Source organism: Mesorhizobium sp. 2RAF21, assembly GCF_052115345.1.
Taxonomy (GTDB): domain Bacteria; phylum Pseudomonadota; class Alphaproteobacteria; order Rhizobiales; family Rhizobiaceae; genus Mesorhizobium; species Mesorhizobium terrae.
In genome coordinates, this window is sequence record NZ_JBFRGM010000001.1 from 167,284 (window position 1) to 192,154 (window position 24,871).

The 24,871-nt window shown below is 64.3% G+C and carries 27 protein-coding genes and 1 pseudogene; 9 read left to right on the plus strand and 19 right to left on the minus strand.

What is annotated here, in order from left to right; translation table 11 throughout:
• Nucleotides 1–4: 4 nt before the first annotated feature.
• Nucleotides 5–736, minus strand: a complete 732-nt coding sequence (locus AB4136_RS00855) for an SDR family oxidoreductase (RefSeq protein ID WP_024923012.1) — start codon at nucleotides 734–736, stop codon at nucleotides 5–7.
• A gap of 347 nt (nucleotides 737–1,083) precedes the next feature.
• Here AB4136_RS00855 and AB4136_RS00860 point away from each other — a divergent pair, with 347 nt between their 5' ends.
• Complete coding sequence (locus AB4136_RS00860) at nucleotides 1,084–1,920, plus strand: amidohydrolase family protein (protein ID WP_024923013.1); 837 nt, start codon at nucleotides 1,084–1,086, stop codon at nucleotides 1,918–1,920.
• Nucleotides 1,921–2,040: 120 nt separating this feature from the next.
• Here AB4136_RS00860 and AB4136_RS00865 read toward each other — a convergent pair whose 3' ends face one another.
• From AB4136_RS00865 to AB4136_RS00890, 6 genes and pseudogenes are all read right to left on the minus strand, one after another.
• A complete protein-coding gene (locus AB4136_RS00865) occupies nucleotides 2,041–2,448 on the minus strand; it encodes a F0F1 ATP synthase subunit epsilon (protein ID WP_024923014.1) in 408 nt (135 codons plus the stop codon).
• A gap of 99 nt (nucleotides 2,449–2,547) precedes the next feature.
• Nucleotides 2,548–4,140 (minus strand): F0F1 ATP synthase subunit beta, encoded by a 1,593-nt coding sequence (gene atpD / locus AB4136_RS00870; RefSeq protein WP_024923015.1) that lies wholly within the window; start codon nucleotides 4,138–4,140, stop codon nucleotides 2,548–2,550.
• Between the two features lie 73 nt (nucleotides 4,141–4,213).
• On the minus strand, nucleotides 4,214–5,095 hold the full coding sequence (locus tag AB4136_RS00875) for a F0F1 ATP synthase subunit gamma (protein WP_024923016.1): 882 nt from the start codon (nucleotides 5,093–5,095) through the stop codon (nucleotides 4,214–4,216).
• Nucleotides 5,096–5,125: 30 nt separating this feature from the next.
• Nucleotides 5,126–6,655, minus strand: coding sequence for a F0F1 ATP synthase subunit alpha (atpA, locus tag AB4136_RS00880; RefSeq protein ID WP_024923017.1), 1,530 nt, complete (start codon nucleotides 6,653–6,655; stop codon nucleotides 5,126–5,128).
• On the minus strand, nucleotides 6,655–7,215 hold the full coding sequence (locus AB4136_RS00885) for a F0F1 ATP synthase subunit delta (RefSeq protein WP_024923018.1): 561 nt from the start codon (nucleotides 7,213–7,215) through the stop codon (nucleotides 6,655–6,657). The genes atpA and AB4136_RS00885 overlap by 1 nt, the downstream gene beginning before the upstream one ends.
• A gap of 255 nt (nucleotides 7,216–7,470) precedes the next feature.
• Nucleotides 7,471–7,737 (minus strand): annotated as a pseudogene (locus AB4136_RS00890) (DUF4345 domain-containing protein); the annotation flags it as partial.
• A 152-nt stretch (nucleotides 7,738–7,889) separates the two neighbouring features.
• On the opposite strand from AB4136_RS00890, the gene AB4136_RS00895 reads away from it, so the two are divergent.
• From AB4136_RS00895 to AB4136_RS00905, 3 genes are read left to right on the plus strand one after another with little or no spacing between them, the layout of a single operon-like run.
• Entirely contained in the window at nucleotides 7,890–8,624 is a 735-nt protein-coding gene (locus AB4136_RS00895; protein WP_024923020.1) for an NAD-dependent epimerase/dehydratase family protein, read from the plus strand.
• The gene (locus AB4136_RS00900; protein ID WP_024923021.1) at nucleotides 8,621–9,163 is read left to right on the plus strand and encodes a cupin domain-containing protein; all 543 of its coding nucleotides are present in this window, start codon (nucleotides 8,621–8,623) and stop codon (nucleotides 9,161–9,163) included. Before AB4136_RS00895 ends, AB4136_RS00900 begins: the two co-directional genes overlap by 4 nt.
• A complete protein-coding gene (locus tag AB4136_RS00905; RefSeq protein ID WP_051504818.1) occupies nucleotides 9,147–9,656 on the plus strand; it encodes a MarR family winged helix-turn-helix transcriptional regulator in 510 nt (169 codons plus the stop codon). Before AB4136_RS00900 ends, AB4136_RS00905 begins: the two co-directional genes overlap by 17 nt.
• A 37-nt stretch (nucleotides 9,657–9,693) precedes the next feature.
• Here AB4136_RS00905 and AB4136_RS00910 read toward each other — a convergent pair whose 3' ends face one another.
• From AB4136_RS00910 to AB4136_RS00935, 6 genes are all read right to left on the minus strand, one after another.
• Nucleotides 9,694–10,161 (minus strand): SRPBCC family protein, encoded by a 468-nt coding sequence (locus tag AB4136_RS00910; RefSeq protein WP_081766838.1) that lies wholly within the window; start codon nucleotides 10,159–10,161, stop codon nucleotides 9,694–9,696.
• Nucleotides 10,162–10,163: 2 nt separating this feature from the next.
• A complete protein-coding gene (locus AB4136_RS00915; RefSeq protein ID WP_024923024.1) occupies nucleotides 10,164–10,496 on the minus strand; it encodes an ArsR/SmtB family transcription factor in 333 nt (110 codons plus the stop codon).
• Between the two features lie 9 nt (nucleotides 10,497–10,505).
• Nucleotides 10,506–11,198 (minus strand): glutathione S-transferase family protein, encoded by a 693-nt coding sequence (locus tag AB4136_RS00920; RefSeq protein WP_024923025.1) that lies wholly within the window; start codon nucleotides 11,196–11,198, stop codon nucleotides 10,506–10,508.
• Between the two features lie 137 nt (nucleotides 11,199–11,335).
• The gene (locus AB4136_RS00925) at nucleotides 11,336–11,842 is read right to left on the minus strand and encodes a GNAT family N-acetyltransferase (RefSeq protein WP_137900866.1); all 507 of its coding nucleotides are present in this window, start codon (nucleotides 11,840–11,842) and stop codon (nucleotides 11,336–11,338) included.
• Nucleotides 11,843–11,902: 60 nt separating this feature from the next.
• Complete coding sequence (locus tag AB4136_RS00930) at nucleotides 11,903–12,598, minus strand: aspartate/glutamate racemase family protein (RefSeq protein ID WP_024923027.1); 696 nt, start codon at nucleotides 12,596–12,598, stop codon at nucleotides 11,903–11,905.
• 11 nt (nucleotides 12,599–12,609) lie between these two features.
• Nucleotides 12,610–14,793 (minus strand): primosomal protein N', encoded by a 2,184-nt coding sequence (locus AB4136_RS00935; RefSeq protein ID WP_024923028.1) that lies wholly within the window; start codon nucleotides 14,791–14,793, stop codon nucleotides 12,610–12,612.
• Between the two features lie 90 nt (nucleotides 14,794–14,883).
• On the opposite strand from AB4136_RS00935, the gene fsa reads away from it, so the two are divergent.
• On the plus strand, nucleotides 14,884–15,537 hold the full coding sequence (gene fsa / locus AB4136_RS00940; protein WP_024923029.1) for a fructose-6-phosphate aldolase: 654 nt from the start codon (nucleotides 14,884–14,886) through the stop codon (nucleotides 15,535–15,537).
• 72 nt (nucleotides 15,538–15,609) lie between these two features.
• Here fsa and AB4136_RS00945 read toward each other — a convergent pair whose 3' ends face one another.
• Nucleotides 15,610–16,047, minus strand: a complete 438-nt coding sequence (locus AB4136_RS00945) for an Lrp/AsnC family transcriptional regulator (protein ID WP_024923030.1) — start codon at nucleotides 16,045–16,047, stop codon at nucleotides 15,610–15,612.
• Nucleotides 16,048–16,180: 133 nt separating this feature from the next.
• Between AB4136_RS00945 and AB4136_RS00950 the strand changes: the two genes are divergently transcribed.
• Complete coding sequence (locus AB4136_RS00950; RefSeq protein ID WP_024923031.1) at nucleotides 16,181–17,080, plus strand: DMT family transporter; 900 nt, start codon at nucleotides 16,181–16,183, stop codon at nucleotides 17,078–17,080.
• 5 nt (nucleotides 17,081–17,085) lie between these two features.
• Here the strand turns inward: AB4136_RS00950 and AB4136_RS00955 are convergent, their stop codons facing one another.
• The 3 genes from AB4136_RS00955 to leuS are packed head-to-tail and all read right to left on the minus strand — an operon-like array spanning nucleotide 17,086 to nucleotide 21,458.
• Nucleotides 17,086–18,213, minus strand: coding sequence for an AAA family ATPase (locus AB4136_RS00955; protein ID WP_024923032.1), 1,128 nt, complete (start codon nucleotides 18,211–18,213; stop codon nucleotides 17,086–17,088).
• 43 nt (nucleotides 18,214–18,256) lie between these two features.
• Nucleotides 18,257–18,832 carry an LPS assembly lipoprotein LptE gene (gene lptE / locus AB4136_RS00960; protein WP_024923033.1) on the minus strand — a complete coding sequence of 192 codons (576 nt, stop codon included), beginning with the start codon at nucleotides 18,830–18,832 and terminating at the stop codon, nucleotides 18,257–18,259.
• Entirely contained in the window at nucleotides 18,819–21,458 is a 2,640-nt protein-coding gene (gene leuS / locus AB4136_RS00965) for a leucine--tRNA ligase (RefSeq protein WP_024923034.1), read from the minus strand. Before leuS ends, lptE begins: the two co-directional genes overlap by 14 nt.
• Before the next feature lie 153 nt (nucleotides 21,459–21,611).
• Between leuS and AB4136_RS00970 the strand changes: the two genes are divergently transcribed.
• From AB4136_RS00970 to AB4136_RS00980, 3 genes are all read left to right on the plus strand, one after another.
• Complete coding sequence (locus tag AB4136_RS00970) at nucleotides 21,612–22,274, plus strand: YggS family pyridoxal phosphate-dependent enzyme (RefSeq protein WP_024923035.1); 663 nt, start codon at nucleotides 21,612–21,614, stop codon at nucleotides 22,272–22,274.
• A gap of 69 nt (nucleotides 22,275–22,343) precedes the next feature.
• Complete coding sequence (locus AB4136_RS00975; protein ID WP_024923036.1) at nucleotides 22,344–22,598, plus strand: type II toxin-antitoxin system Phd/YefM family antitoxin; 255 nt, start codon at nucleotides 22,344–22,346, stop codon at nucleotides 22,596–22,598.
• A gap of 11 nt (nucleotides 22,599–22,609) precedes the next feature.
• On the plus strand, nucleotides 22,610–23,011 hold the full coding sequence (locus tag AB4136_RS00980) for a type II toxin-antitoxin system VapC family toxin (protein WP_024923037.1): 402 nt from the start codon (nucleotides 22,610–22,612) through the stop codon (nucleotides 23,009–23,011).
• Between the two features lie 65 nt (nucleotides 23,012–23,076).
• Here AB4136_RS00980 and AB4136_RS00985 read toward each other — a convergent pair whose 3' ends face one another.
• A complete protein-coding gene (locus AB4136_RS00985) occupies nucleotides 23,077–24,183 on the minus strand; it encodes a branched-chain amino acid ABC transporter substrate-binding protein (protein ID WP_024923038.1) in 1,107 nt (368 codons plus the stop codon).
• 128 nt (nucleotides 24,184–24,311) lie between these two features.
• Nucleotides 24,312–24,584, minus strand: a complete 273-nt coding sequence (locus tag AB4136_RS00990) for an usg protein (RefSeq protein WP_024923039.1) — start codon at nucleotides 24,582–24,584, stop codon at nucleotides 24,312–24,314.
• Between the last annotated feature and the right edge of the window lie 287 nt (nucleotides 24,585–24,871).

The window sequence follows — 24,871 nt, forward strand, 5'->3', positions numbered from 1 at the left end:
GTCGTCAGATCGACCAGCCGCCGTCGATGGCGTAGGCTTGGCCGGTCGTGTAGGTGGCGCCGGCCAGATGCACGGCGAGCGCGGCGATCTCCTCCGGCGTGCCGAGCCGGCCCATCGGCTGGCGGGCGATGAAGGCGGCCCGCGCGGCCTCATAGTCGCCCTGCGCGCGCATGCGGCTCTCCAGCGAAGGGCTTTCCACGGTGCCCGGACAGATGGCGTTGCAGCGAATGCCCCTGGAGACGAAGTCAGCGGCGATCGATTTGGTCAGCCCGATCACCGCCGCCTTGGTCACGCCATAGGCGAAGCGGTTGGGCACGCCCTTGATGCTGGACGCCACCGACGACATGTTGATGATCGAACCGTCGCCGCGTTCCAACATGCCCGGCAGCACCGCCTGGATGGTGCGCACCATGGCCTTCACATTGAGATTGAAGGCGAAGTCGAGATCGCCATCCTTCATCTCCAGCACCGAGCCGGAATGGACGAAGCCGGCGCAGTTGAACAAAACGTCGACACGGCCGATTTCGGCGAAAGCGCTGGCCACCGCGCCGTCGTCGAGCACATCGAGCCGGCGGGCGGTAATGCCCTTGGTCTTGGCCAGTTCGGCAAGCAGGGCCTCGTTGATATCCGTCGCAACCACGCGTGCGCCAGCTTCAACCAAGGCGAGCGCACTTGCCCGCCCGATGCCTTGCGCGGCCGCCGTCACCACCGCGACCTTGCCGTCGAGAGTACCCATGAACCGTCTTCCTCCTCCACGCCGGCGCCTTTGGCGCTTCGGCCGCCTCACTCACCGTCCCGGCGCCACCATCCGCGATCCGCAAGATGGACGCCGCGGCCGCCTCCTGGCCGTTCCGTCCGCATCCCTCGCCATGATGATCGCACGCACGGATAGTGCAGCCGATAGGGCCGGTCCTTGAGGGCCGACCGGCCGTACCTTACGGAAAGGCCATTGTCTTGGCCACCTCGTCTTGACGCCGGCATTGCAAAAAAGCTTCCCGGCAAGAAGCATTTCCTTCCCGTCCGATTGATGCTCTCATGGACAAAATGGGAGGCATGCCTTCCGCCGTTTCGAGGGAAGCAGCCATGATCGTCGACACCCATCTGCATCTGATCGACAGGCGGGCGCTGCGCTATCCCTGGCTGACCGGTGCACCAGCACTCAACCGGGATTTTTCGCATGCGGACTATGCGGTCGAAGCGCGCCGCGCCGGCATCGAGACGGCCATGCATATGGAGGTCGATGTCGATCCCGCCGACATCGAAGCCGAGACGGCCTATGTGAAGGCACTGGCGTCGGACAGGGAAAGCCTGGTCAGCGGCGCCATCGTTTCCTGTCGGCCGGAACTGGCGAGCTTTCCTGCCTATCTGGAGCGTGTGCGCGCCGATCCCTTCGTGAAGGGCTTTCGCCGTGTCCTGCATGTCGTGCCGGACGATGTCTCGGAAGGCGCGCTGTTTCGCGAGAATATCCGCAAGATCGGCGGCAGCGGTCTTACTTTCGACCTCTGCGTACAGCCGCATCAGATCCCGAAAGCGATCGCGCTCGCCGACCTCGCCCCGGATGTCCGCTTCGTGCTCGACCATTGCGGCGTGCCGGACATCAGGGGCAAGGCCGATCATCCCTGGCGCGCGCATGTCGCCGAGATCGCCCGCCGGCCGAATGTGATCGCCAAGATCTCCGGCATCGTCGCCTATGCCGATCCGTCGAGCTGGACGGTCGCCACCTTGCGCCCCTATGTCGAACACGTCATCGCCAGTTTCGGCTGGGATCGCGTGGTCTGGGGCAGCGACTGGCCGGTCTGCACCCTTGGCGGCGGCCTTTCGACATGGGTAGCAGCAACGCACGCTTTGCTCGAAGGCTGTAGCGAGGACGAACGCAGCCGGCTTCTGTCGGCGAATGCGAGACGGTTCTGGAATCTGTAGCGGCCGGGTATTTCCCACCCTGGCGGGAGACACTCCAACCCGCCCGAAACTGCGAAACACGGGCCAAAAAACAAAAAAGCCGGGCTGAGACCCGGCTTTTCGTTCTTTGATGCAGGCCGCTCAGGCCGGCAGGATGGCGCCTTCCAGCGTGGTCAGCTGGTGCAGGAACTGCTCTGCCTTGGTGCGCGATGCATCGTCCTTGGCGTCGTTCATGTCCTCGCGCGCTTCCTGGATGCGGCGAGCGATGTCGGCGCGGTCGATGTCCTTCACGGCCACCGCCGATTCGGCCAGCAGCGTGCAGCCCGAGGGCAGGATGTCGGCGAAACCGCCGAATACCACGTAGCGCTGTTCCTGGCCGCCGGCGGTCTTCACCGTCACGACACCCGGCTTGATGGTGGTCATGACCGGCGCGTGCTGCGCCATCACGGTCATCTCGCCTTCCGCACCCGGAATGACGACGGACTCGACCTGTTCCGAGACCAGCAGGCGCTCGGGCGAGACCAGTTCGAATTTGAAAGCTTCAGCCATGTCGTTCTAGCGAACAGCGAATAGTGATTAGCGAATAGATTTCGCCACTGGCCATCACATCTTCCTTATTCGCTACTCCCTATTCGCTTTTCGCTCCGATCAAGCCGCTTCGGCGGCCAGACGCTGGGCCTTCTCGACCGCCTCGTCGATGTTGCCGACCATGTAGAAGGCGGCTTCCGGCAGGTGGTCGTAGTCGCCGTTGCAAAGGCCCTTGAAGCCCTTGATGGTGTCGGCGAGGTCGACCAGCTTGCCCGGCGCACCGGTGAACACTTCGGCGACGAAGAACGGCTGCGACAAGAAGCGCTCGATCTTGCGGGCGCGCGCCACCGTCTGCTTGTCCTCTTCCGAAAGCTCGTCCATGCCCAGGATGGCGATGATGTCCTGCAGCGACTTGTAGCGCTGGAGGATCGACTGCACCTGGCGGGCGACCTGGTAGTGCTCGTCGCCGACGATCAGCGGGTCGAGCATGCGCGAGGTCGAGTCGAGCGGATCGACGGCCGGGTAGATACCCTTTTCCGAGATGGCGCGGTTCAACACGGTCGTCGCGTCAAGGTGGGCGAACGAGGTTGCCGGCGCCGGGTCGGTCAAGTCGTCGGCGGGCACGTAGATGGCCTGCACCGAGGTGATCGAACCCTTGGTCGTGGTGGTGATGCGTTCCTGCAGCGCGCCCATGTCGGTGGCGAGCGTCGGCTGATAACCCACGGCCGAAGGAATACGGCCGAGCAGAGCCGACACTTCCGAACCCGCCTGGGTGAAGCGGAAGATGTTGTCGACGAAGAACAGCACGTCCTGGCCCTGGTCGCGGAAATATTCAGCGACCGTCAGACCGGTCAGAGCGACGCGGGCGCGGGCTCCCGGCGGCTCGTTCATCTGGCCGTAAACCAGCGCTGCCTTCGAGCCCTGGCCGCCGCCCTTCTTGTTGACGCCCGACTCGATGAACTCGTGATAGAGATCGTTGCCTTCGCGGGTGCGCTCGCCGACGCCGGCGAACACCGAATAACCGCCATGCGCCTTGGCGACGTTGTTGATCAGTTCCTGGATCAGAACGGTCTTGCCGACGCCAGCGCCGCCGAACAGGCCGATCTTGCCGCCGCGGGCGTAAGGTGCCAGCAGGTCGAGAACCTTGATGCCGGTGACGAGGATCTGTGCCTCGGTCGACTGATCGACATAGGCCGGGGCCGGCTGGTGGATGGCGCGGATTTCAACGCCGTCGACCGGACCGGCTTCGTCAACCGGCTCGCCGATGACGTTGATGATGCGGCCGAGCATGCCCGGACCGACCGGAACCGAAATCGGCGCGCCGGTGTCGTAGACGGCCTGTCCGCGAACCAGACCTTCCGAGGTGTCCATGGCGATGCAGCGCACGGTGTTTTCGCCGAGGTGCTGGGCGACTTCGAGAACCAGGCGGTTGCCGACGTTCTCGGTCTCCAGCGCGTTCAGAATCGCCGGCAGGTGATCTTCGAACTGCACGTCGACGACGGCGCCGATGACCTGACGGACCTTGCCGGCGGCACCGACCGGCTTCTTGACCGGAGCCGGCGCCTTGACGCTTGCCACGGCCTTGGCCGGAGCTGCCGCCTTGGCGGGAGCCGCTGCCTTCTTAGCCGGAGCGGCCTTTGCCGCCGCCGGCGCCTTGGGAGCGGCCGCGGCCTTGGCCGGTGCTTCCTTCTTCGGGGTCGCTGCTTTCGCCATCGTCTTTACCCTTTTTCGTCCGTTTGGTTACCGCGTGATCCGTGCGAAGGCGGCGTGCCTTCGCGGTTCACGCTTAGAGCGCTTCGGCGCCCGAAATGATTTCGATCAGTTCCTTGGTGATCTGCGCCTGGCGCTGGCGGTTATACGTGATCGACAGCCTGTTGATCATGTCGCCTGCGTTGCGCGTCGCACTGTCCATTGCGCTCATCTTGGCGCCCATCTCGCCGGCCGCGTTTTCAAGCAGCGCCCGGAAGATCTGCACCGCGATGTTGCGCGGGATGAGGTCGGAGAGGATTTCGCCCGGCTCCGGCTCGTATTCATAGACGGCGGCGCCGTTCGCGGCCTCGCCCGAAGACTGAGCGGAAGCGGCGGGAATGATCTGCTGCGCGGTCGGAACCTGGCTGATCACCGACTTGAACTGCGAATAGAACAGCGTGCAGACGTCGAACTGGCCGTCATTGAACAGGCCGATCACCTTCTTGGCGATCCCGTCGGCGTTGACGAAGCCCAGCGTGCGCACTTCGCGCAGGTCGACGCGGTCGAGGATTTGCCCGGCGAAGTCGCGACGCAGGATATCGTAGCCCTTCTTGCCGACGCAGATGATCTTCACCTGCTTGCCATTGGCGAGCAGCCGGCGGATGTGGTCGCGCGCCAGTCGGGCGATCTGCGAGTTGAAGCCGCCGCACAGGCCGCGCTCGGCCGTGCAGACGACGAGCAGATGCACGTCGTCCTTGCCGGTGCCGGTCATCAGCGCAGGAGCGTCGCCGCCACCGCCGACCGCCTGGGTGATGTTGGCCAGCACCGCGCCCATCCGCTCGGAATAGGGACGCGCCGCTTCCGCGGCCTCCTGGGCACGACGCAGCTTCGCCGCGGCGACCATCTGCATCGCCTTGGTGATTTTCTGCGTCGCCTTGACGGAGGCGATGCGGTTACGAAGGTCTTTTAGTGAAGCCATGCTCCGAACCCGGTCCCGTCTTCCGCCGCTTTACGCGAAGGTCTTGGCGAAGTTGTCGATTTCGGCCTTGAGCTTGCCGCGCAGATCGTCCGACAGCGCCTTCTCCTTGCGGATCGCATCGAGAATGGCCTTGCCGGCCGTGCGCATATGGGTGAGCAGGCCCTGCTCGAACTTGCTGACCTGGTTCAGCGCCAGCTTGTCGAGATAGCCGTTCACGCCGGCGAAGATCACCGCGACCTGCTCTTCGGTCTTGAGCGGCGAGAACTGCGGCTGCTTGAGGAGTTCCGTCAGACGCGAACCGCGGTTCAACAGGCGCTGCGTGGCGGCGTCGAGATCCGAGCCGAACTGAGCGAAGGCCGCCATTTCACGATACTGGGCGAGCTCGCCCTTGATCGAGCCGGCAACCTGCTTCATCGCCTTGATCTGCGCCGACGAACCGACGCGCGACACCGACAGACCGACGTTCACGGCCGGACGGATGCCCTGGAAGAACAGATTGGTCTCGAGGAAGATCTGGCCGTCGGTGATCGAGATCACGTTGGTCGGGATGTAGGCCGAGACGTCGTTGGCCTGCGTCTCGATGACCGGCAGCGCGGTCAGCGAACCGTTGCCCATGTCGTCGTTGAGCTTGGCGGCGCGCTCGAGCAGGCGCGAGTGCAGGTAGAAGACGTCGCCCGGATAGGCTTCGCGGCCCGGAGGACGGCGCAGCAGCAGCGACATCTGGCGGTAGGCGACGGCCTGCTTGGACAGATCGTCATAACCGATCAGCGCGTGCTGGCCGTTGTCGCGGAAATATTCGCCCATGGTGCAGGCGGTGAACGGCGCCAGGAACTGCATCGGAGCCGGGTCCGAAGCGGTGGCGGCGACGATGATCGAGTAGTCGAGCGCGCCGCGCTCTTCCAGAACCTTGACGAACTGCGCGACGGTCGAGCGCTTCTGGCCGACAGCGACGTAGACGCAGAACAGCTTCTCCGATTCAGGGCCGGTCTCGTGCACCGACTTCTGGTTCAGCATGGTGTCGAGAATGATGGCTGTCTTGCCGGTCTGACGGTCACCGATGACCAGCTCGCGCTGGCCGCGACCGACCGGGATGAGCGCGTCGATGGCCTTGAGGCCGGTCGACATCGGCTCGTGCACCGACTTGCGCGGAATGATGCCGGGGGCCTTGACGTCGACGCGCATACGCTTGTCGGCCTTGATCGGGCCCTTGCCGTCGATCGGGTTGCCGAGGGCGTCGACGACGCGGCCGAGCAGGCCCGGACCGACCGGAACGTCCACGATGGCGCCGGTGCGCTTGACGGTGTCGCCTTCCTTGATGTCGCGGTCGGCACCGAAGATGACGACGCCGACATTGTCGGCTTCGAGGTTGAGCGCCATGCCGCGGATGCCGCCGGGGAACTCGACCATTTCGCCCGCCTGGACGTTGTCGAGACCGTAGACGCGGGCGATACCGTCACCCACCGACAGAACCTGACCGACTTCGGAAACTTCGGCTTCCTTGCCGAAATTCTTGATCTGGTCTTTCAGAATTGCGGAAATTTCCGCGGCGCGGATGTCCATCAGCCGACCTCTTTCAGTGCAAGCTTGAGCGAATTGAGTTTGGTTTTGAGCGACGTATCGATCTGGCGCGAGCCCATCTTCACGACCATGCCGCCGAGCAGCGAGGGATCGACCGTAACGGCGATCGTCACATCCTTGCCCGCGACGCTTTTCAGCGCGGCCTTGAGTTCGGTTTCCTGGGCGGAAGTCAGCGCATGCGCCGACGTAACCTCGGCCGCCACTTCGCCGCGGTGTTCGGCGGCGATACGGCGGAACGCCTTGATCATGCCAGGCACTGCGAACAGGCGGCGGTTGCCGGCCACGACACGCAGGAAGTCACCGGCGAGACCGCCGATCTTGGCCTTGTCGACGATGGCGGAAATGGCACGGACCTGCTCCTCGGTCGAGAAGACCGGGCTGCCGATGAGGCGCGTCAGGTCGGCACTGCCGGCAAGCATCGCGTCGAAGCTGTTAAGGTCGGCCTCGACCTTGGCAACGGATTTCGCTTCGAGCGCGAGCTCGAAAAGCGATGACGCGTAGCGTTCAGCGACAGCGGAGATTGGCGAGGACGTTTGGGCCACGGACCGTCTTTTCTCTTGTCTGACAGGCCGCAGATTGTTGGCGCGAGCGAAAACTCTGGCTAAATCTTTGACCTTACTAAATTTTTCCAAGCCAAGGGACGTGGCTTCCGCTGTTCCCCGGCCGAAAGTCGGTTGCCGTCTAGCACAGGCTTTTCAGGACCGCAATGCGTCCACGGACACGCTTTCAAGGCACTTTTGTCGCATCCAGCGGTCGAGTTCAATGGGCGCGGCCGGATTCGGCGCGATTCAGGGCAAAAAGCCGAAGGCGAAGGCGAGCGCCATGTAGAGCAGCGGCTGGGCAAGCAGGATCGCGCACAGCCCGACGCCCAGGTAGAAACCGGCCATGCGGGCGCGCCCCTCGGCGATCGCCTCGGGTTTCTCCGGCTTGGGCTGGAGCCGCAGGAGCTTGAAGCAGAGGCCGGGCGCGAAGAACAGCGCCAGACCCAGGACGAGCGTGACGGCCGCGCTCGACCAGGCGAGCCATTCACCGTGGCTGGTCGGCCATGGAAACGAAAATGCCATTTGCTCGGATCCCCTCGAAAGCGTGCGCCGCATTGAAGATCATCGCCTTGGGAAGTCAAGCACGGCCGGCGCCTGGCCGGCAGCGCACGGTGCCCGATTGACTTATTATCAGCACACTGATATCAGTGCTTTGATACATGAAGGAGAGCGAGATGGCTCATCGGATTTTCGTCGCTGGCGCCACCGGGGCGATTGGACGCCGCCTCGTGCCGCTTTTGATCGAGGCAGGCCATACGGTCTGGGGCACGACCCGCTCCGCTTCCAAGGCGACGGAACTGCAGAGCGCCGGCGCCAATCCGGTGATCGTCGACGTGTTCGATGCAGCGGCCCTGTCGGCGGCGATGCTTGCCGCCCGCCCGACCATCGTCGTCCACCAGTTGACCGACCTGCCGCAAGGCCTCGACCCGGCGCGGATGGCCACCGCGATCGCCGGCAACGCCCGCATCCGCGACGAGGGCACCCGCAATCTGATCGAGGCGGCGAGAAAAGCCGACGTGAAGCGGCTGATCGCGCAGAGCATCGCCTGGGCCTATGCGCCCGGGCCACTGCCGCACGGCGAACAGGACCCGCTCGACGCCGGCGCTGAAGGTCCACGCGCCATAAGCGTGAACGGCGTCATCGCGCTGGAACGCCAGGTTCTTGGCGCACCCGGCATGGACGGCATCGTGCTGCGATACGGCCAGCTCTACGGCCCCGGCACCGGGGCGGACGCGCCGAAACCAGGCGCGTCGGTGCATGTCGACGCCGCAGCCCATGCCGCCCTGCTTGCCGTCGAGCGCGGCACGGCCGGCGCCTACAACATCGCCGAACCGAACGAGCAGGTGTCCACCGACAAGGCCGTCGCCGAGCTCGGCTGGCGTGCCGGTTTCAGGAGGGCCCGGGCATGAGCAGCCAGGGTTTCGAAGCCGAGATCTTCAGCGGCCGGCGCAAGCGGTACTATCTCGGCGGCCTGACCGCCGCCGCGGCGATCGGCGCCAGCATCGCCGGTTTCCATGCGCTGGCGACATCGCCGCGCCCGGCAACAATCCATATGGCCGAAAGCGCCTCGCCTGTCAGCGCGTCCGGCCGGCCGGTCACCGAGATCAAGCCGATTTCCTGCACGCCGCTGCCCGACATTACCGGCAAGGCCGTCACCATGGCGATCGTCAACTTCCCGCCCGACGCCTACACGCCGCGCCATCGCCATCCCGGCAATGTCACTGCCTTCGTGCTCAAGGGCACGCTCAAGTCACAGCTCGCCGGCGAGCCGCCAATGACCTACACCGAGGGGCAGAGCTGGTTCGAGCCGACCGGGGCGATCCACCTCTATGCCGAGAACGCCAGCAAGACCGAGCCGGCATCGCTGCTCGCCATGTTCATCGCCGACGAGAATTGCGGCCCCTTGACGATCCCGATGCCCGACGGACACGATGGCCACGCCAGTTAAGCAGGGGGACGGCATCATAACCAGGACAAAGCCCGAGAAACCGATACCGCGTGCCGGCGAGGGCAAGCGTGGCGAGGATGGCTATTTCGGCTATCTGCTGCGCCAGGCCGCGGGTGCCTATCGCTACCGCATGGAGGCAGCCCTGGTCGATCTCGGCATCACCCAGCCGCAATTCGCGGTGATGGCGATGCTGGGCGCCTATCCCGGCCTCTCCAATGCCGATCTGGCGCGCACCGCGCTTTTGACGCCGCAGACGCTCAGCGTCATCATCGCCAATCTCGAAAAGGCCGGATTGATCGTCAAGCGCCGCCACGCCGCCAACGAACGCATCCGCCAGCTCGAATTGAGCGAAAAGGGCAAAACCATCTATGCCGAGGCGCGCGACCGCGTGCGTCTCCTGGAAGCCGACCTCGCCGCCGGCTATTCGCAGGACGAGCAGAAGATCGTCCGCCGCTGGCTCGCCGCCGTCACCGCCGGCACCCGGGACGGCTAGCCGTCATCGGCGGTCGATTTCGGCGACGCCGTGCTGTTCAATGCACGCTGGCGACATCCATGGCGATGATATCGACCAGCCGGTCCAGACCGTCGCCGGTACCGGCAATGCGCTGGCGCATCGAGGCCGCATCGCCGAGATAGGCCATCTGCTCGGTGAACACCATGCGGGTGCCGGCGCCCTCCGCCATCAGCTCGACGGTGGCCAGCGAGGCCGAGACGCGCTCGCCCGCGGACGTCATGTCGAAGGCATAGATGATGCGCCGGGCCGGCACGATATCGAGATAATGGGCGAGGAAGGTTTGTTCCTGTCCGTTGGTCATGCGCCAGCGTTTGGCCTCGACGCCGCCGATCTGGAAATCGAAGCGCTCCTCCAGCACCGTCCAGTCGGGGTGACAGCCGGTCCAGCGCTCCTTCAGCGCCGGCTCGGAAAAGAAGCGGAAGGCGTGTTTCGGACTTGCCGCCAACATGCGCTCGACGACGAAGGTCTTGTGTTCGATAGCCATGATCATTCCTCTTCGGGCATATCGGCGATGGCTTGGACGAGCCGGTCGAAGGCCGCATTAAGCGCGGTCTCGCGCGCCTGCACCCAGTCGTTGACGGCCAGGAACGCATCCCGCCGCATGCTATAGGTGCGGGTGCGGCCGGCCTTGCGCGACGCCACGATGCCGCCCTCCTCCAGCACTTTCAGGTGTTTCACCGCCGACGGCAGGCGCATGTTGGTTGGTCGCGCCAGTTCTTTCACCGTGGCCGGCCCGCGCGCCAGCTGTTCGATCATGCCGCGCCGGCCGGGATCGGCGAGCGCCAGGAAGATGCGGTCGAGAGTTTGGGCTTGCTGCATCGCACCACCTCAGGCGAAAGCGGAGCCGTTCGCGAAACGCTCCGGCATCACTTCGCGATAGGGGAACATCGAGAAGAACGGCCGCGCTTCCTCGAGCGTTCTCTTGATCGAAGGCCGTGCCAGCAGGCGCTCGAAATAGGCGCGCAGATGATGCTGGTCGGGCGCGAATGGATGGACCATCGAGCCGAAGAACAGGCCGGGCGTCGCGGCGCAATCGGCAATGGTGAAATCGTCGCCGGTCGCCCATGTCTTGTCGGCCATCTGGCCGTCGATCATCGCATAGGCGGTGTCGAGCGCGCGATGCGCGTCGGCAACGCCGATGGCATCGTTGCCGCCGGCTGGGCGCAGCCGGTCGGTGACGATCTTCTGCATCGGCACGCCGACATAAAGGTCGAAGAAGCGATCCCACAGGCGGGCGTCCAGCCGCTGCTCCTCGTTGCGGGGCAGCATCGGCAGCGAACCGGGGTAATGCTGCTGGACATATTCGATGATGATGCTGGTTTCCGGCACCACGCGGTTGCGGGCGCCATCGTGCAGCACCGGGATCTTGCCCACCGGCCAGCGAGCCAGATGGTCCGCCGTCGAGCCGGCTTCCATCAGGTCAACCGTCTCGGAACGGAAGTCGACAGCGTTCTCATAGAAGGCGATCAGCACCTTGTGGCAGAACGAGGCGAGCGGATGGATGTAGAGCGTCAGCGACATGAGCAAATCCAGATAGTTTCCCTCCAAAGAAACTATCTGGATGACCTTCCAGTCGCAATCAAAAGTTTCCATGCAAGGAAACTGTCCTGACAAACCTTGCCACTAGGCGTTGTGGACAGAACCGATGAGGAACGGGTTCACAAGGCTCTGGTCAGCCGGTGTAACACGTGGACTTTGGAACCGATCTGTCGTGGTTCAAAACTCTTCTCGATCACAAATCCCTCGCGTTCCCAGAAGGCCCGACCGCGCGCATTTTCATCCAGCACCGCGACCAGCATCCGCTTGCACTTCCGCAACCGCGCCTCGTTGACGAGGCACTCCAGGAACTGCCGACCAACACCTTGCGAACGGACGCCGGGATCGATGAGCAGGAGCCCGATATAGGCATCGGGTTTTTCCGGATAGCCGAAAGACATGTCGGCAATGCCAATGATTCCGCCGTCCGCCCTGGCGCACGCGGATTTCAACGAATCGCCGGGATCGCAGCCGGGCGCACGGTCTTCGAAGAAGGCGCCGGCTGTCGACGCATCGGCAAGCTGCCCGCTCTCGAACATCACATAGTCGGCCGCCCGCTCGAAAAATGCCGCCACCGCATCGACGTGCCGTTCACGCGAGAGTGGATGAAAGTCGAGTTCGGTTTTCATGGACAATGGCGGCTCGCGAAATCAGCCCAATGATCGAAAAACGGGCAGGTCAAAGCTTTTTCAACCCAGCGCGAACTCCACCGCCGCTTCGGCGTGGATCCTGGTCGTGTCGAACACCGGTAGGTCAAAATCGTCCTGGCCGATCAGCATGGTGATTTCGGTGCAACCCATGATGACGCTGTCGATCTCGTTGGCCTGCCGCATCTTCGCGACCTCGGCGATATAGGCCGTCTTCGATGCCTTGCTCACCACGCCACGGCACAGTTCCTCATAGATGACGCGGTGGACCATGGCGCGGCCTTCCGCGTCGGGAACGACCGGGGCCATGCCGTGCCTGCGCGCCAGCCTGCCCTTGTAGAAATCCTGTTCCATGGTGAAGGCGGTGGCGAGCAGCGCCGGCTTCGTCGCCCCGGCCCGCTTCATCGTACCGGCCGTGGCATCCGCGATATGGATGAGCGGGATGGAAACGGCGGCCTGCACCTCGTCCGCCATGCGGTGCATGGTGTTGGTGCAGATCAGAAGGCCTTCCGCTCCGGCGCCCTCCAGTCGGCGCGCGACATCGGCAAGCAGCCTGGCGGCGGCATCCCAATCGCCGGCGCTCTGATGCGCCGCGATGGCGGCGAAATCGAATGAGTAGAGCAAAAGCTCGGCCGAATGCAGCCCACCAAGCCGTTCCCGCACGATCTCGTTGAGCAGGCGATAGTAGATCGCCGTCGATTCCCAGCTCATGCCGCCGATCAGGCCAAGCGTCTTCATGGACGTCCTCCTCAAAGGAAACTCTGCGGGTCGATGTCGACGCTCACCCGCACCGAGCCGCGCAGCTTTGGCCCGTCGGCCAGCATGCGGCGCACGAAGCCCTGAATGTCCGAACGCTTCTCGCCATGGATCAAAAGACGGAACCGGTGGCGGCCGCCGACCAGCGCCAGCGGCGCTTCGGCGGGACCCAGCACGAAGATATCCGACGCCTCGGGCACCGCGCGACGCAGGCCGCGCGCATGCGCCTCCGCTTCCTGCCGGGTCTCCGCGCTGACGATGATGCCGGCCAGCCGGCCGAAGGGCGGCAGCGCGGCACGTTCGCGCTCGGCGATCTCGCGCTCGTAGAAGGCAGCGGCATCGCCCGAAACGATCGCCTTCATCACCGGGTGGTCCGGTTGATAGGTCTGCAAAAGGCCGAGGCTCTTCTTGCCGGTGCGCCCGGCGCGGCCGGTGACCTGCGACAAGAGCTGGAACGTGCGCTCGGCGGCGCGCGGGTCGCCATTGGCGAGGCCGAGATCGGCATCGACGACGCCGACCAGCGTCATGTTCGGGAAATTGTGACCCTTGGCGACGAGTTGCGTGCCGATGACGATATCGGCGTCGCCGTTGGCGATCGCCTCAAGTTCGAGCCGCAGCCGCCGCACGCCCCCGACGAGGTCGGAGGAGAGCACGATGGTCCGCGCTTCCGGAAAGGTTGCCACCACCTCTTCGGCGATGCGCTCCACGCCCGGCCCGCATGCCACCAGATGGTCGAACGTGCCGCATTCCGGGCAGGCGTCAGGCCGTTTCTCGTTGTGCCCGCAATGATGACAGACGAGCTGTCCGCGGAACCGGTGTTCGACCAGCCAGGACGAGCAGACCGGACAGCCGAAACGGTGACCGCAGACCCGGCACAGCGTCAGCGGCGCATAACCGCGCCGGTTGAGGAACAGCAGCGACTGCTCGCCCTTTTCCAGGGTCTTGCCCATCTCCGCCACGAGCAGCGGCGACAGGAAGCCGCCGCGCGGCGGCGGCGCGCGGCGCATGTCGATCGAGCGCAAGGTGGGCAGCGCCGCCTCCGCGAAGCGCGTCGGCAGGTCGACCCGGCCATAACGGCCCTGATTGGCATTGACCTGGCTTTCCACCGAAGGCGTGGCGGAAGCCAGCACGACCGGGAACGCGCCGATATGGCCGCGCACCACCGCCATGTCGCGCGCATTGTAGAAGACACGGTCCTCCTGCTTGTAGGCCGGGTCGTGTTCTTCGTCGACGACGATCAGGCCAAGCTCCTTGAACGGCAGGAACAATGCCGAGCGCGCGCCGGCCACCACCCGCACCGTACCTTCCGCCACCTGCCGCCACACCCGTTCGCGGGTCTTTGGCGCGAGGTCGGAATGCCATTCCGCCGGCTTGGCGCCGAAGCGCGACTGGAAGCGTTCCAGGAAGGCATGGGTGAGCGCGATTTCCGGCAGCAGGATGAGCACCTGCCTGCCCTTGTCGAGCGCCGCCGCCACCGCCTCGAAATAGACCTCCGTCTTGCCCGAGCCGGTGACGCCGTCCAGCAGGGTGACGCCGAAGGCCCCGGCCGATGCGCTGGCGTGCAGCGTTTCCGCCGCCGCGGCCTGGTCCGGCGTCAGTTCCGACCGGGCATAGGTCGGGTCCGGCGGCGCCACGACGGGCCGTGGCGGGATCATCACCGTCTCGAACGCGCCTTGTGCCTTCAGCCCGTCGATGACGGTCGAGGAAACGCCGGCCGCGTGCGCGAGGCCCGACCGGGTCCAGGCCAGCCCGCCATCGGCGGTTTCCAGCACCCGCGCCCGCGCCGCCGTCATCCGGTCGGGCGCGATCGCGGTGCGCTGCAGCCCTTCGATCCACGGCTCGGGGTCGAAAGCTTCCGGCGCACGCAACAGCATGCGCGCGACAAGGCCCGGCGGCGTCAGCGTGTATTGCGCGATCCAGTCGACGAAGCGTCGCATGTCGTGGTCGATCGGCGGGCAATCGAAGACGTGGTCGATGGGTCTCAGCTTCTTCGCCTCGACCCGTTCGACCGCCCCGTCCCAGACGACACCCGCCACCAGCCTCGGTCCCAGCGGCACGCGCACGATGGAACCCGGCACCACCAGCATGCCTTCGGGCACGGCATAGGTATAGGCGCGTTCGGCGGGCATCGGCACCAGCACCGGTGCGGCCGTCATGAAGGGCGAATCTTCTTTCATCAGGCGTGACCTTGCCCCGACTTTGGTCTAGAGCAAAGGGCGGCGCCAAACCCCGGGCGAACTGCCTTATTCCTTCCCAAGGAGATCACCATGAAATTCTTCGTCGACACTGCTGATGTAAAAGAGATCCAGGAACTCAACGCGCTTGGTTTGCTGGACGGCGTCACCACCAACCCGTCGCTGATCCTGAAATCCGGCGGCAAGATCGACGAAGTCACCAAGCAGATCTGCGACATCGTCGAAGGCCCGGTTTCGGCCGAAGTCACCGCCACCGACTACGACGGAATGATGAAGGAAGCCAAGGTGCTCGCCAAGATCGCCGACAATGTCTGCATCAAGGTGCCGCTGACGCTTGACGGCCTCAAGGCCTGCCGCGCCATCCGCGCCGAGGGCCGCATGGTCAATGTCACGCTCTGCTTCTCGGCCAACCAGGCGCTGCTCGCCGCCAAGGCCGGCGCCACCTTCATCTCGCCCTTCATCGGCCGTCTCGACGACATGGGCTTTGACGGCATGGAGGTGATCGCCGAGATCCGCCAGGTCTATGACAATTACGGCTTCGACACCGAGATCCTGGCCGCGTCGATCCGCACGCCCGACCACGTCAAGCGCGCCGCATTGATCGGCGCCGACGTCGCCACCATCCCGCCGGCGACGCTGAAGGCATTGGTCAAGCATCCGCTCACCGACAAGGGCCTCGAGCAGTTCCTCGCCGACTGGGCAAAGACCGGCCAGAAGATCAGCTGATTTCGACAAGCCGTCGAATGAAGACCGAAACCGGCGCCCTCGCGGCGCCGGTTTTTTCATGCCCGAAAATGCTCAGGAAAATGGCGGCAGCCGTCGCTTCACCGGCTGCGCCTTGACGATGGCGCTGCTGGTCTCGGCCTTGTCGGTGATCTTGTCGAGGATCTGGTCAAGGTCGCTGATCGAACGGATAAGCAGCCGCGCGACGAAACAGTCGTCGCCCGTCACCTTGTCGCATTCGGTGAACTCGGGAATCTCCTCGATCAGCTTCTGCACCGCGTGCAGCCTGCCAGGCAGCGGCTTGATGCGCACGATCGCCTGCAGCGTATAGCCGAGCGCGGCGGGATCGATATCCACCGTGAAAGCGCGGATGACACCGCGCTCCTCCAGCCGCCGCAACCGTTCCGACGCACTCGGCGAAGACAGGTTCACGCGGCTCGCCAGTTCCTTCAGCGAAATGCGCGCATCGTCGACCAGGATTTCGACAATGCGTCGGTCAAGATCGTCCAGCATCACACATCCTTAGGATTCTGTGTTTGAGCACCTTACAGAATTAGGCATCGCTCCGCAAACACCTTATCCAAAGCATGGTTTTCGATCCGACCCGGGCTTACAAAAGCGGCCTGTCGGGAAGAAGGGTCGCGAGATGTCAGAGAAGACGCGTGGTACGGTCGAAATGACCGCCGCAATGATGATTTCGGGAACGATAGGACTGTTCGTGGTCCTGTCGGGCCAGCCGGTCATGGACGTGGTCTTCTGGCGCTGCGCCTTCGGCGCCGTCACGCTGCTGATCGTCTGCGCCGCGCTCGGCCTGTTCAGGCCGGATGTGATCTCGCGCCGCCAGTTCGCCTATGCGGTCGTCGGCGGCGTCGCCATCGTTTCCAACTGGCTGCTGCTCTTCGCCGCATTCCCGCGCGCCTCGATTTCGATCGCCACCGCGGTCTACAACACGCAGCCCTTCATGCTGGTGGCTTTGGGCGCATTTTTGTTCGGCGAACGGCTCACCATCGCCAAGCTGACCTGGCTGGCCATTGCCTTTGCCGGAATGCTGCTGATCGTCCAGGCAAAATCGAATGCCGGCCATGTCGGCTCGAACTATCTGGCCGGCATCCTTTTGGCGCTGGGCGCAGCGTTCTTTTATGCGATTGCCGCGATCGTCGCCAAGAAGCTGAAGGGCGTGCCTCCGCATCTCATCGCGCTGATCCAGGTCACGGTCGGCATTCTCATGCTCGCCCCCTTCGCCAATTTGACGGCATTGCCGACGGATTGGCGCAGCTGGGCGCTGCTCGCCGCCATCGGCGTCATCCACACAGGGCTGATGTACATCCTGCTCTACGGCGCCATCCAGAAGCTGCCGACCAACCTCGTCGGGGCATTGTCCTTCATCTACCCGGTCGTCGCCATCGCCGCCGATTTCCTGGCCTTCGGTCAGCGCCTGCAGCCGCTGCAGCTGGTCGGCGCCGCCGCCATCCTCATCGCCGCCGCCGGCATGACGCTGGGATGGAACCTTGTAAGGCCCCGCGTCGCGGTGCCCAGCGCGCGGTAAGGCTGTCAGTCCTCGTCCGACAGCCGGCCGGTGATGCCGAGGCCCTCGATCGCGGTTGCGCCGTCGATCCGCACCATGGCGAGCGCCTGGGCTCCGGTGCGATCCGTGATCAGCGCGGCCAGTTCCTGCGAATGGGTCACCACCCACAGCTGGGTGCGCTCCGCCGCCTTGGCGATCATATCGGCCAGCGCCGGCAGCATGCGCGGATGCAGGCTCGCTTCCGGCTCATTGAGCGCGATCAGCCCCGGCAGGCGATAGGACATCAGCGCACCGGCCAGCGCCAGGAAGCGCATCTGCCCGTCGGACAGTTCTTCCGGCCGAAACAGGCGCTGCGGAAACTCCGGCAACTTCAGGCCGAAGGTTGCCGCCTCTCCCGGTTCGGGAACATCCAGTTCCGCGCCGAGCGCATCGGCCACGGCCCGATCGAGATCGACCGTGTCCTGCCGGATATGGGCCAGCGTCGCGAACACCGCGGCCAGGTTGCCGCCATCCTCATCGAGCATCGTCGAGGTAATCGCGAGAGACGGTTTCCTGGCCGGAGAATCGCGGTCGGTGCGGAAACCATGATAAAAACGCCAGCCGGCAACAGCGGCGCGCAGATCGCCGGCTTCCGGATAACGGCCCGAGGCACCCAGCATCGCCAGCGCTGTCTCCGAGTTGAGCAGACGCACCGGATATTCGACACGCCGTCCGTCGCCGTCGCGGGCAAAGGCGGCCGGGCCTTTGCGTGTCATCATCTCGACCGGTCGACGACCGGCTTCCACGGACAATTTTTCTTCCTTGACCTGCGGCTCGAAGGCAAAGCCGGCTGAAACAGGCGGCGGCAGGCCGATCTCAACCTGATAGGAGAACTTCGCGGCCGTCTCGTCATTCTCGAGCTCGGCGCCGAGGATCACGCGCGCCGGTTGCGCCAGGCGGCGCCCGCCCGACCAAAGCGCCGATTGCATGCCGCCTTCGCGTGCGATCTCGTAGGCAAGCGAGCCCTGGCCCGCGGCTTTGATCAATTGCAGCGCACGATAGAGATTGGATTTGCCAACGCCGTTTTCACCGACGAACAGCCCGACCTGGCCGAATTCCAGCCGGATCGACTTCAACGAACGATAACCCTCGGCGACCAGTCCGGTCAGGCGCATGATGCGACGCTCCGGCGACCCCCTGGCATCGCGGCCCGCAGCTCTATTTGGCGCCTTGTTTTGCCAGATCCTGCGCCAGCGCCAGATGCAGCAGCTCGGCCAGTTCGCGGGCCGCGCGATTCTCGGCATCAATCTGCGCGCGATAGGACGCGAATTCCTGGCTCGGCTTGTCGAAAGATGACGAAATCGAGCGCGAACCCGTCGATACGGACTTGCCGGTCTTGGCGTCGGTGAGCGTATAGGATGCGCTCATAATGACGGTACCGGCAGTCGGCTGATCCTGGTCGGTGGCGACCTGAACGCTCGCCGACGCGATCACCGATTCGGTCACGTTGAGCGTCAGCGAATAGGCGGGCGCGGCCGTCCGTTCGGAACCGCCGGTGAGCCCGAAGATCAGGTTGTTGCGCACCTGCTGCGCGTAGCGCGAAGACACGGGCTTGACCGCGATCGAGGCCAGTTCCTCGCGCGCGCCGACCGTCGAACCCGGCGACAGCGGCGCCTTCGAATAAAGCGGCCGCACCTGGCAGGCCGAAACCAGAGCCATGCCGGCAAGCAGGCCGAACAGAGCAAAGCGGCGCAGAAGCGCCGCGCCTGTCTTGTGATTGTCAGGCAACGACATTGACGATCCTCTGGGGCACGACGATCACCTTGCGCGGCGCCTTGCCCTCGAGCGCCTTCTGAACGAAGTCCAAGGCCATGGTGGCCTGTTCGACGGCAGCTTGGTCCGCGTCGCGGGCGATTGTCAAATCACCGCGTTTCTTGCCGTTGATCTGCACCGGATAGACGACTTCATTGTCGACCACCAGCGCCGGATCAAAGGTTGGCCAAGGCTGATTCGCAATGAACCCCTTGCCGCCGAGCGCCGACCAGCACTCTTCCGCCAGGTGCGGCATCATCGGCGCGATCATCACCACCAGCATCTCGATCGACTGGCGCAGCGCCTGCGCGCTCGCCGCATCGGCCTTGCCCTCTGCAAGCGCCGCCGCCGGCGTCTGGATCGCATTGACCAGTTCGTAGAGCCGGGCGACAGCCTTGTTGAAGGACAGGCGCTCGATGTCCTCGCCAACGGCCTTGACGATCTTGTGGGCGGCCTTCGAGATAGCGCCAGCTTCGCCGTCGACCGCGGTCCTGGGTTCGACGCCAGCCAGTTGCGGCGCGGTTTCGGAAACCAGTCTCCACACACGCTGCACGAAACGATGCGCGCCCTCGACGCCGGCTTCCGTCCAGATCACATCGCGTTCGGGCGGCGAATCCGACAGCACGAACCAGCGTGCCGTATCGGCGCCATAGCTCGCCAGAATATCGTCGGGATCGACGACGTTCTTCTTGGACTTCGACATCTTCTCGATCGGGCCGATCTCGACCGGGCTGCCATCCGACAGCAGCGAAGCGCGGCGCGCGCCATCGATGTCCTCGATCTTGACCTCGACCGGCTGCACCCAGCGAGCGCTGGGGCCGCTGCCGGCGCGGTAGGTCTCGTGCACCACCATGCCCTGGGTGAACATGCCCTCGAACGGCTCCTTCACCTCGTTGAGATGGCCGGTGACGGTCATGGCGCGGGTGAAGAAGCGCGAATAGAGCAGATGCAGGATCGCGTGCTCGATGCCGCCGATATACTGGTTGACCGGCAGCCAGCCTTGCCTGCCGTCGACATGGGCGAGCGTCGTCGGCGCCTTCTCGTTCCACGGGTCGGTGAAACGGGCGAAATACCACGACGAATCGACAAATGTGTCCATCGTGTCGGTATCGCGCCTGGCCGGCTTGCCGCATTGCGGGCAATTGGCGTGCTTCCAGGTCGGATGATGGTCGAGCGGATTGCCCGGCTTGTCGAAGGTGACGTCCGTCGGCAATTCCACCGGCAGGTCCTTGGCCGGCACCGGCACGGCGCCGCAGGCCTCGCAGTGGATGACCGGGATCGGGCAGCCCCAGTAGCGCTGGCGCGAGATCAGCCAGTCGCGCAGGCGGAACTGCACCTTGCGCTCGCCCTGCGGGCGATTGCCGATGGTGACGCCGGACAGCCTTGTCGCGACTTCGTCGAAGGCCTCCTTGAACCGCATGCCGTTGAGGAAGCGCGAATTGATCATCGCGCCATCGTCGACAAAGGCCTCTTCGGTGACCTGGAAACCCTGCGGATCGGCGCCGTCCGGCAGCACCACCGGGACAACCGGCAGACCGTATTTGTTAGCGAAGTCGAGGTCGCGCTGATCGTGCCCCGGGCAGCCGAAAATGGCGCCGGTGCCATAGTCCATCAGAACGAAATTGGCGACATAGACCGGCAGCGTCCAGTTCTCGTCGAACGGGTGGACGACGCGCAGGCCGGTGTCGAAACCTCTCTTCTCGGCTGTCTCAAGCGCGGCCGCCGAAGTGCCCATGTGGCGCACCTCCTCGATGAAGGCGGCGAGGTCGGGATTGTCGGCGGCGGCCTTCTTTGCCAGGGGATGATCGGCGGCGATCGCCACGAAGGAGGCGCCGAAGATGGTATCGGGCCGCGTCGTGTAGACCTCGAGTTCGCTCTCGCCGGCTGGCGGATTGGCCAGTGCCCAGCGAATCAGCATGCCTTCGGAGCGGCCGATCCAGTTGGCCTGCATGACGCGGACTTTCTCCGGCCACTTGTCCAGCGTGTCCAGGCTGTCCAGCAGGTCCTGGCTCATCGAGGTGATCTTGAAGAACCACTGCGTCAGGTCGCGCTGCTCGACCGGCGCGCCCGAGCGCCAGCCACGGCCGTCGATGACCTGCTCGTTGGCGAGCACGGTCATGTCTTCCGGATCCCAGTTGACCTTGGCCGACTTGCGCTCGACCAGGCCGGCGCGCCAGAAGTCCAGGAACATCTTCTGCTGGTGCTTGTAGTAGCTCGGGTCGCAGGTCGCGAGTTCGCGCGCCCAGTCGAGCGACAGGCCCATCGTCTTCAGCTGGGCCTTCATGGTGGCGATGTTGGCGTAGGTCCAGTCGCGCGGGTTGACCTTGTTGTCGCGCGCGGCGTTCTCGGCCGGCAGGCCGAAGGCGTCCCAGCCCATCGGATGCAGCACGTTGTAGCCCATGGCGCGGCGCCAGCGCGCCACCACGTCGCCCATCGTGTAGTTGCGCACATGGCCCATATGGATGCGTCCCGACGGATAGGGGAACATCTCGAGCACATAGTATTTCGGCCGCGGATCGTCGTTCTTCGTCTCGAAGAGCTTGGCCTCGTCCCATGCCGTCTGCCACTTGGGCTCTGCAGCGCGGGGGTTGTATCGTTCGGTTGCCATGGCCGGTTTTTCACTTACAAAGCATGCGGGAAACCGCCGGCTGATCCGGTGGTTCAAGGACATGGTCCGGGTCTTCACCATGCTTTCGGGAACCCGTCAACCATATGGGCCGCAACGCCCGGCAAAAACAGCAGGATCAGGACGGGATGCCACATGAGTGACGCGGTTCAGCAACTCGAGGCGGTCAACGCCAGGATCGCGACAGCCGAGCGCGAAGCGAACCGGACGGCCACGACGGTGACACTGGTCGCCGTCTCCAAGACCTTCGAGGCCGACGCCATCCGCCCGGTGCTTGCCGCCGGCCAGCGCGTCTTCGGCGAAAACCGCGTCCAGGAAGCGCAAGGCAAATGGCCGGCGTTGCGCGAGCAATTCCCCGGCGTCGAGCTCCACCTGATCGGCCCGCTGCAATCGAACAAGGCCAAGGAGGCGGTTGCCCTCTTCGACTGTATCGAAACCGTCGACCGCGAAAAGATCGCCGCGGAACTGGCGAAGGAAATTGCCCGCCAGGGCAAGGCGCCAAAACTCTATGTGCAGGTCAACACCGGCTCGGAACCGCAGAAGGCCGGCATCGAGCCCAAGGACGCCGTCGCCTTCGTCGAACGCTGCCGCGGCGTGCACGGCCTCGCCATCGAGGGGCTGATGTGCATTCCGCCGGCCGATGAGAACCCCGGCCCGCATTTCGCGCTGCTGGAAAAGCTCGCCCGCCAGGCCGGCGTCGAAAAACTGTCGATGGGCATGTCCGGCGACTACGAGCTGGCCGTGGCCTTTGGCGCCACCTCGGTGCGTGTCGGCTCGGCCATTTTCGGGACACGCTAGTCGCGACCCTTGATTGGATTTGGGGCAAGGCGCATATTACAAGCTAGCCAAGCTAGCTAGGTGATGTTTATGAACTGGCATCTTCAGGACGCGAAGAACAATCTATCGAAACTGGTGCAGCGGGCTCGCGAAGAGGGTCCGCAGACTATCACCCTGCGCGGCAAGCCCGCGGCGGTCGTTCTCTCTGCTGAAGAATATGAAGCGCTTTCCGCGAAGAAGCCATCGCTTGCGGAATTCCTGCTCACCGGCCCGGTGTGGGACGACGATTTCGTCGAGGAGGTCAATCGGCGCGACAAAACGCCATCGCGCGACATCGATTTCTGATCGGCAGCCATATGTTTCTTCTCGACACTAATGTGGTTTCGGCCGCTCGCAAGCGCCAACCGGCAGTGACGAAATGGCTAGCCGATCGGGAGCGCGGAGATCTGTCTCTGAGCGTCGTCACACTTGGCGAAATTGCGCGCGGCATTCACATGAAGCAGCGCCACGATCCGACGACGGCTAACCACCTCGCCGTATGGCTGCAAATGCTCAGACACGACTATGGCAATCGAATTCTTGGTATTGACGAACGTATCGCCATCGAATGGGGAAGGATCGCCGCACTACGCACGCGAGGAGTTCCCGACGGCCTGATCGCGGCGACAGCGGCAGTCCACGGATTGACGATCGTGACCCGCAATGTCGCCGACTTCGAAGATACCGGCCTCGCCATAGTCAATCCTTGGGCGGATTGAGTGGCCATCGGATCAAAAGAAAAGGCCGGGAAACTCCCGGCCTTCTTGTTTTTATGCCGCGAACCTTACTCGGCCGCGACGATCTTGCCGTTGTCCCACTTGAACAGCGAGAAGCTCGGGCTGGTCAGGTCGCCGGTCTCGCCATAGGTCAATTTGCCGATGGCGGTCGGGATCGCCTCGCCGCCCTTCAGCGCCTTTGCCACGGCAGCCGCATCGTCGGCCTTGCCGGCCTTTTCGATGCCGGCCTTCAGCACCTGGACGGCGGCATAGGCGTTGAGCGTGAAGGCTTCCGCCGGAATGTTCTTTTCCTTCAGAACGGCGACGGCTTCGGCCGAATCCGGGTTCTTCAGCGCGTCGGTGGCGTTGGTGAAGAGCGTGCCGGCGGCGGCCTGGTTGCCGATCGCCCAGTATTCGGTGTTGGACAGGCCTTCGCCGCCGATGATCAGCGCCTTGACGCCGGCGTCGGCGAGCTGACGGGCGAGCAGGCCGCCTTCAGGGTGATAGCCGCCGAAATAGATCACCTCGGCGCCGTCGGACTTCAGGCGCGTGACCAGCGCCGAAAGATCCTTCTCGCCCGGTGTCAGCGAATTGTGGCTGACTTCCTTGACGCCGCCGGCATTGATCGCCTTCTTGAAGGCGTCGGCCAGACCCTTGCCGTAGGTGCCCTTGTCATCGACGATGGCGACCTTCTTGTCCTTCAGGTTCTTCACCACATAGGCAGCGGCCACTTCCGCCTGCTGGTCGTCGCGGCCGCAGGTGCGCAGCACGTTGGTCAGGCCGCGGGCGGTCAGGCCGGGCGCGGTGGCGGTCGGCGTCACCATCAGAACGCCGTTCTCGGCGAACACGTCCGAGGCCGGAATGGCCACGCCCGACGTGACCGGACCGACAACGAACTTCACGCTTTCACCAACCAGCTGGTTGGCGGCGGAAACGCCCTGCTTCGGATCGCCGGCATCGTCGGCCAGCTTCAGCACGACCTTTTCGCCGAGGATGCCGCCGTTCTTGTTGATGGTGTCGACGGCCGCCTGGGCGCCGTTCTTGACCTGGTCGCCATAGGCGGCGACCGGGCCGGTCAGCGGCGCAACGAGGCCGAACACGATATCTGCCCGGGCGGTCGACGCGAAAGCCATAAGGGCGGCAAAGGCAACGCCCGCGAACATCTTGGTTTTCATAAGCTCTTCCTCGAAAAATGGAGTAGGAGCCCGCACATGAAACGTTCGCGGCCGCAAGGCCAATCAGCCAGTCACGGAATTCGATTGACCGGCGCCGACCTCGGTTTCAATTGGTCCGGTCCCGTCGGCTAGTGCAGAACGATCTCGCCGTCGACCTTGCGCCATTCATTGGCCGAAATCAGCGTCTTGTGCGTGAAGCAGATCGAATGCAGCGGCCCTTCCAGCTTCTGTTTCCAGAACTCGATGAAGCCGAACAGCGCCGGGAATTTCGGCGCGATGTCGTAGTCTTGCCAGACATAGGTCTGCAGCAAATGCGGATGATCGGGGAAATGATAGAGGATGCGGGCGGTCGTCAGACCGTAGCCTTTGAGGAGAAGTTCCAGTTCGGGATGGTCGCGCATGGTTGTGCTCGCAAGCTGGTCTTGCAGTTCCTCCTGTAAAGACTGTGCGCTTCGAATGTTAACCACGTCTTTATAACGTTCGGCGCGGCATTTCGGTTCACCGCACTTGGCGCAGTATGAGCATTTTCACGCAAATTTGCTCCAGATGCCCGGCCGTTCGGGGCAGGTATCGCACAAACCCAATGTCTAATATTGCCGCAGCCCCCGAACTGGTAATAAATGCCGGCGATTTCGCGGCTGCCAGCCGTGTTGCCGCCATCGCGCGGCCGATCTCAGGAGGAAGACCA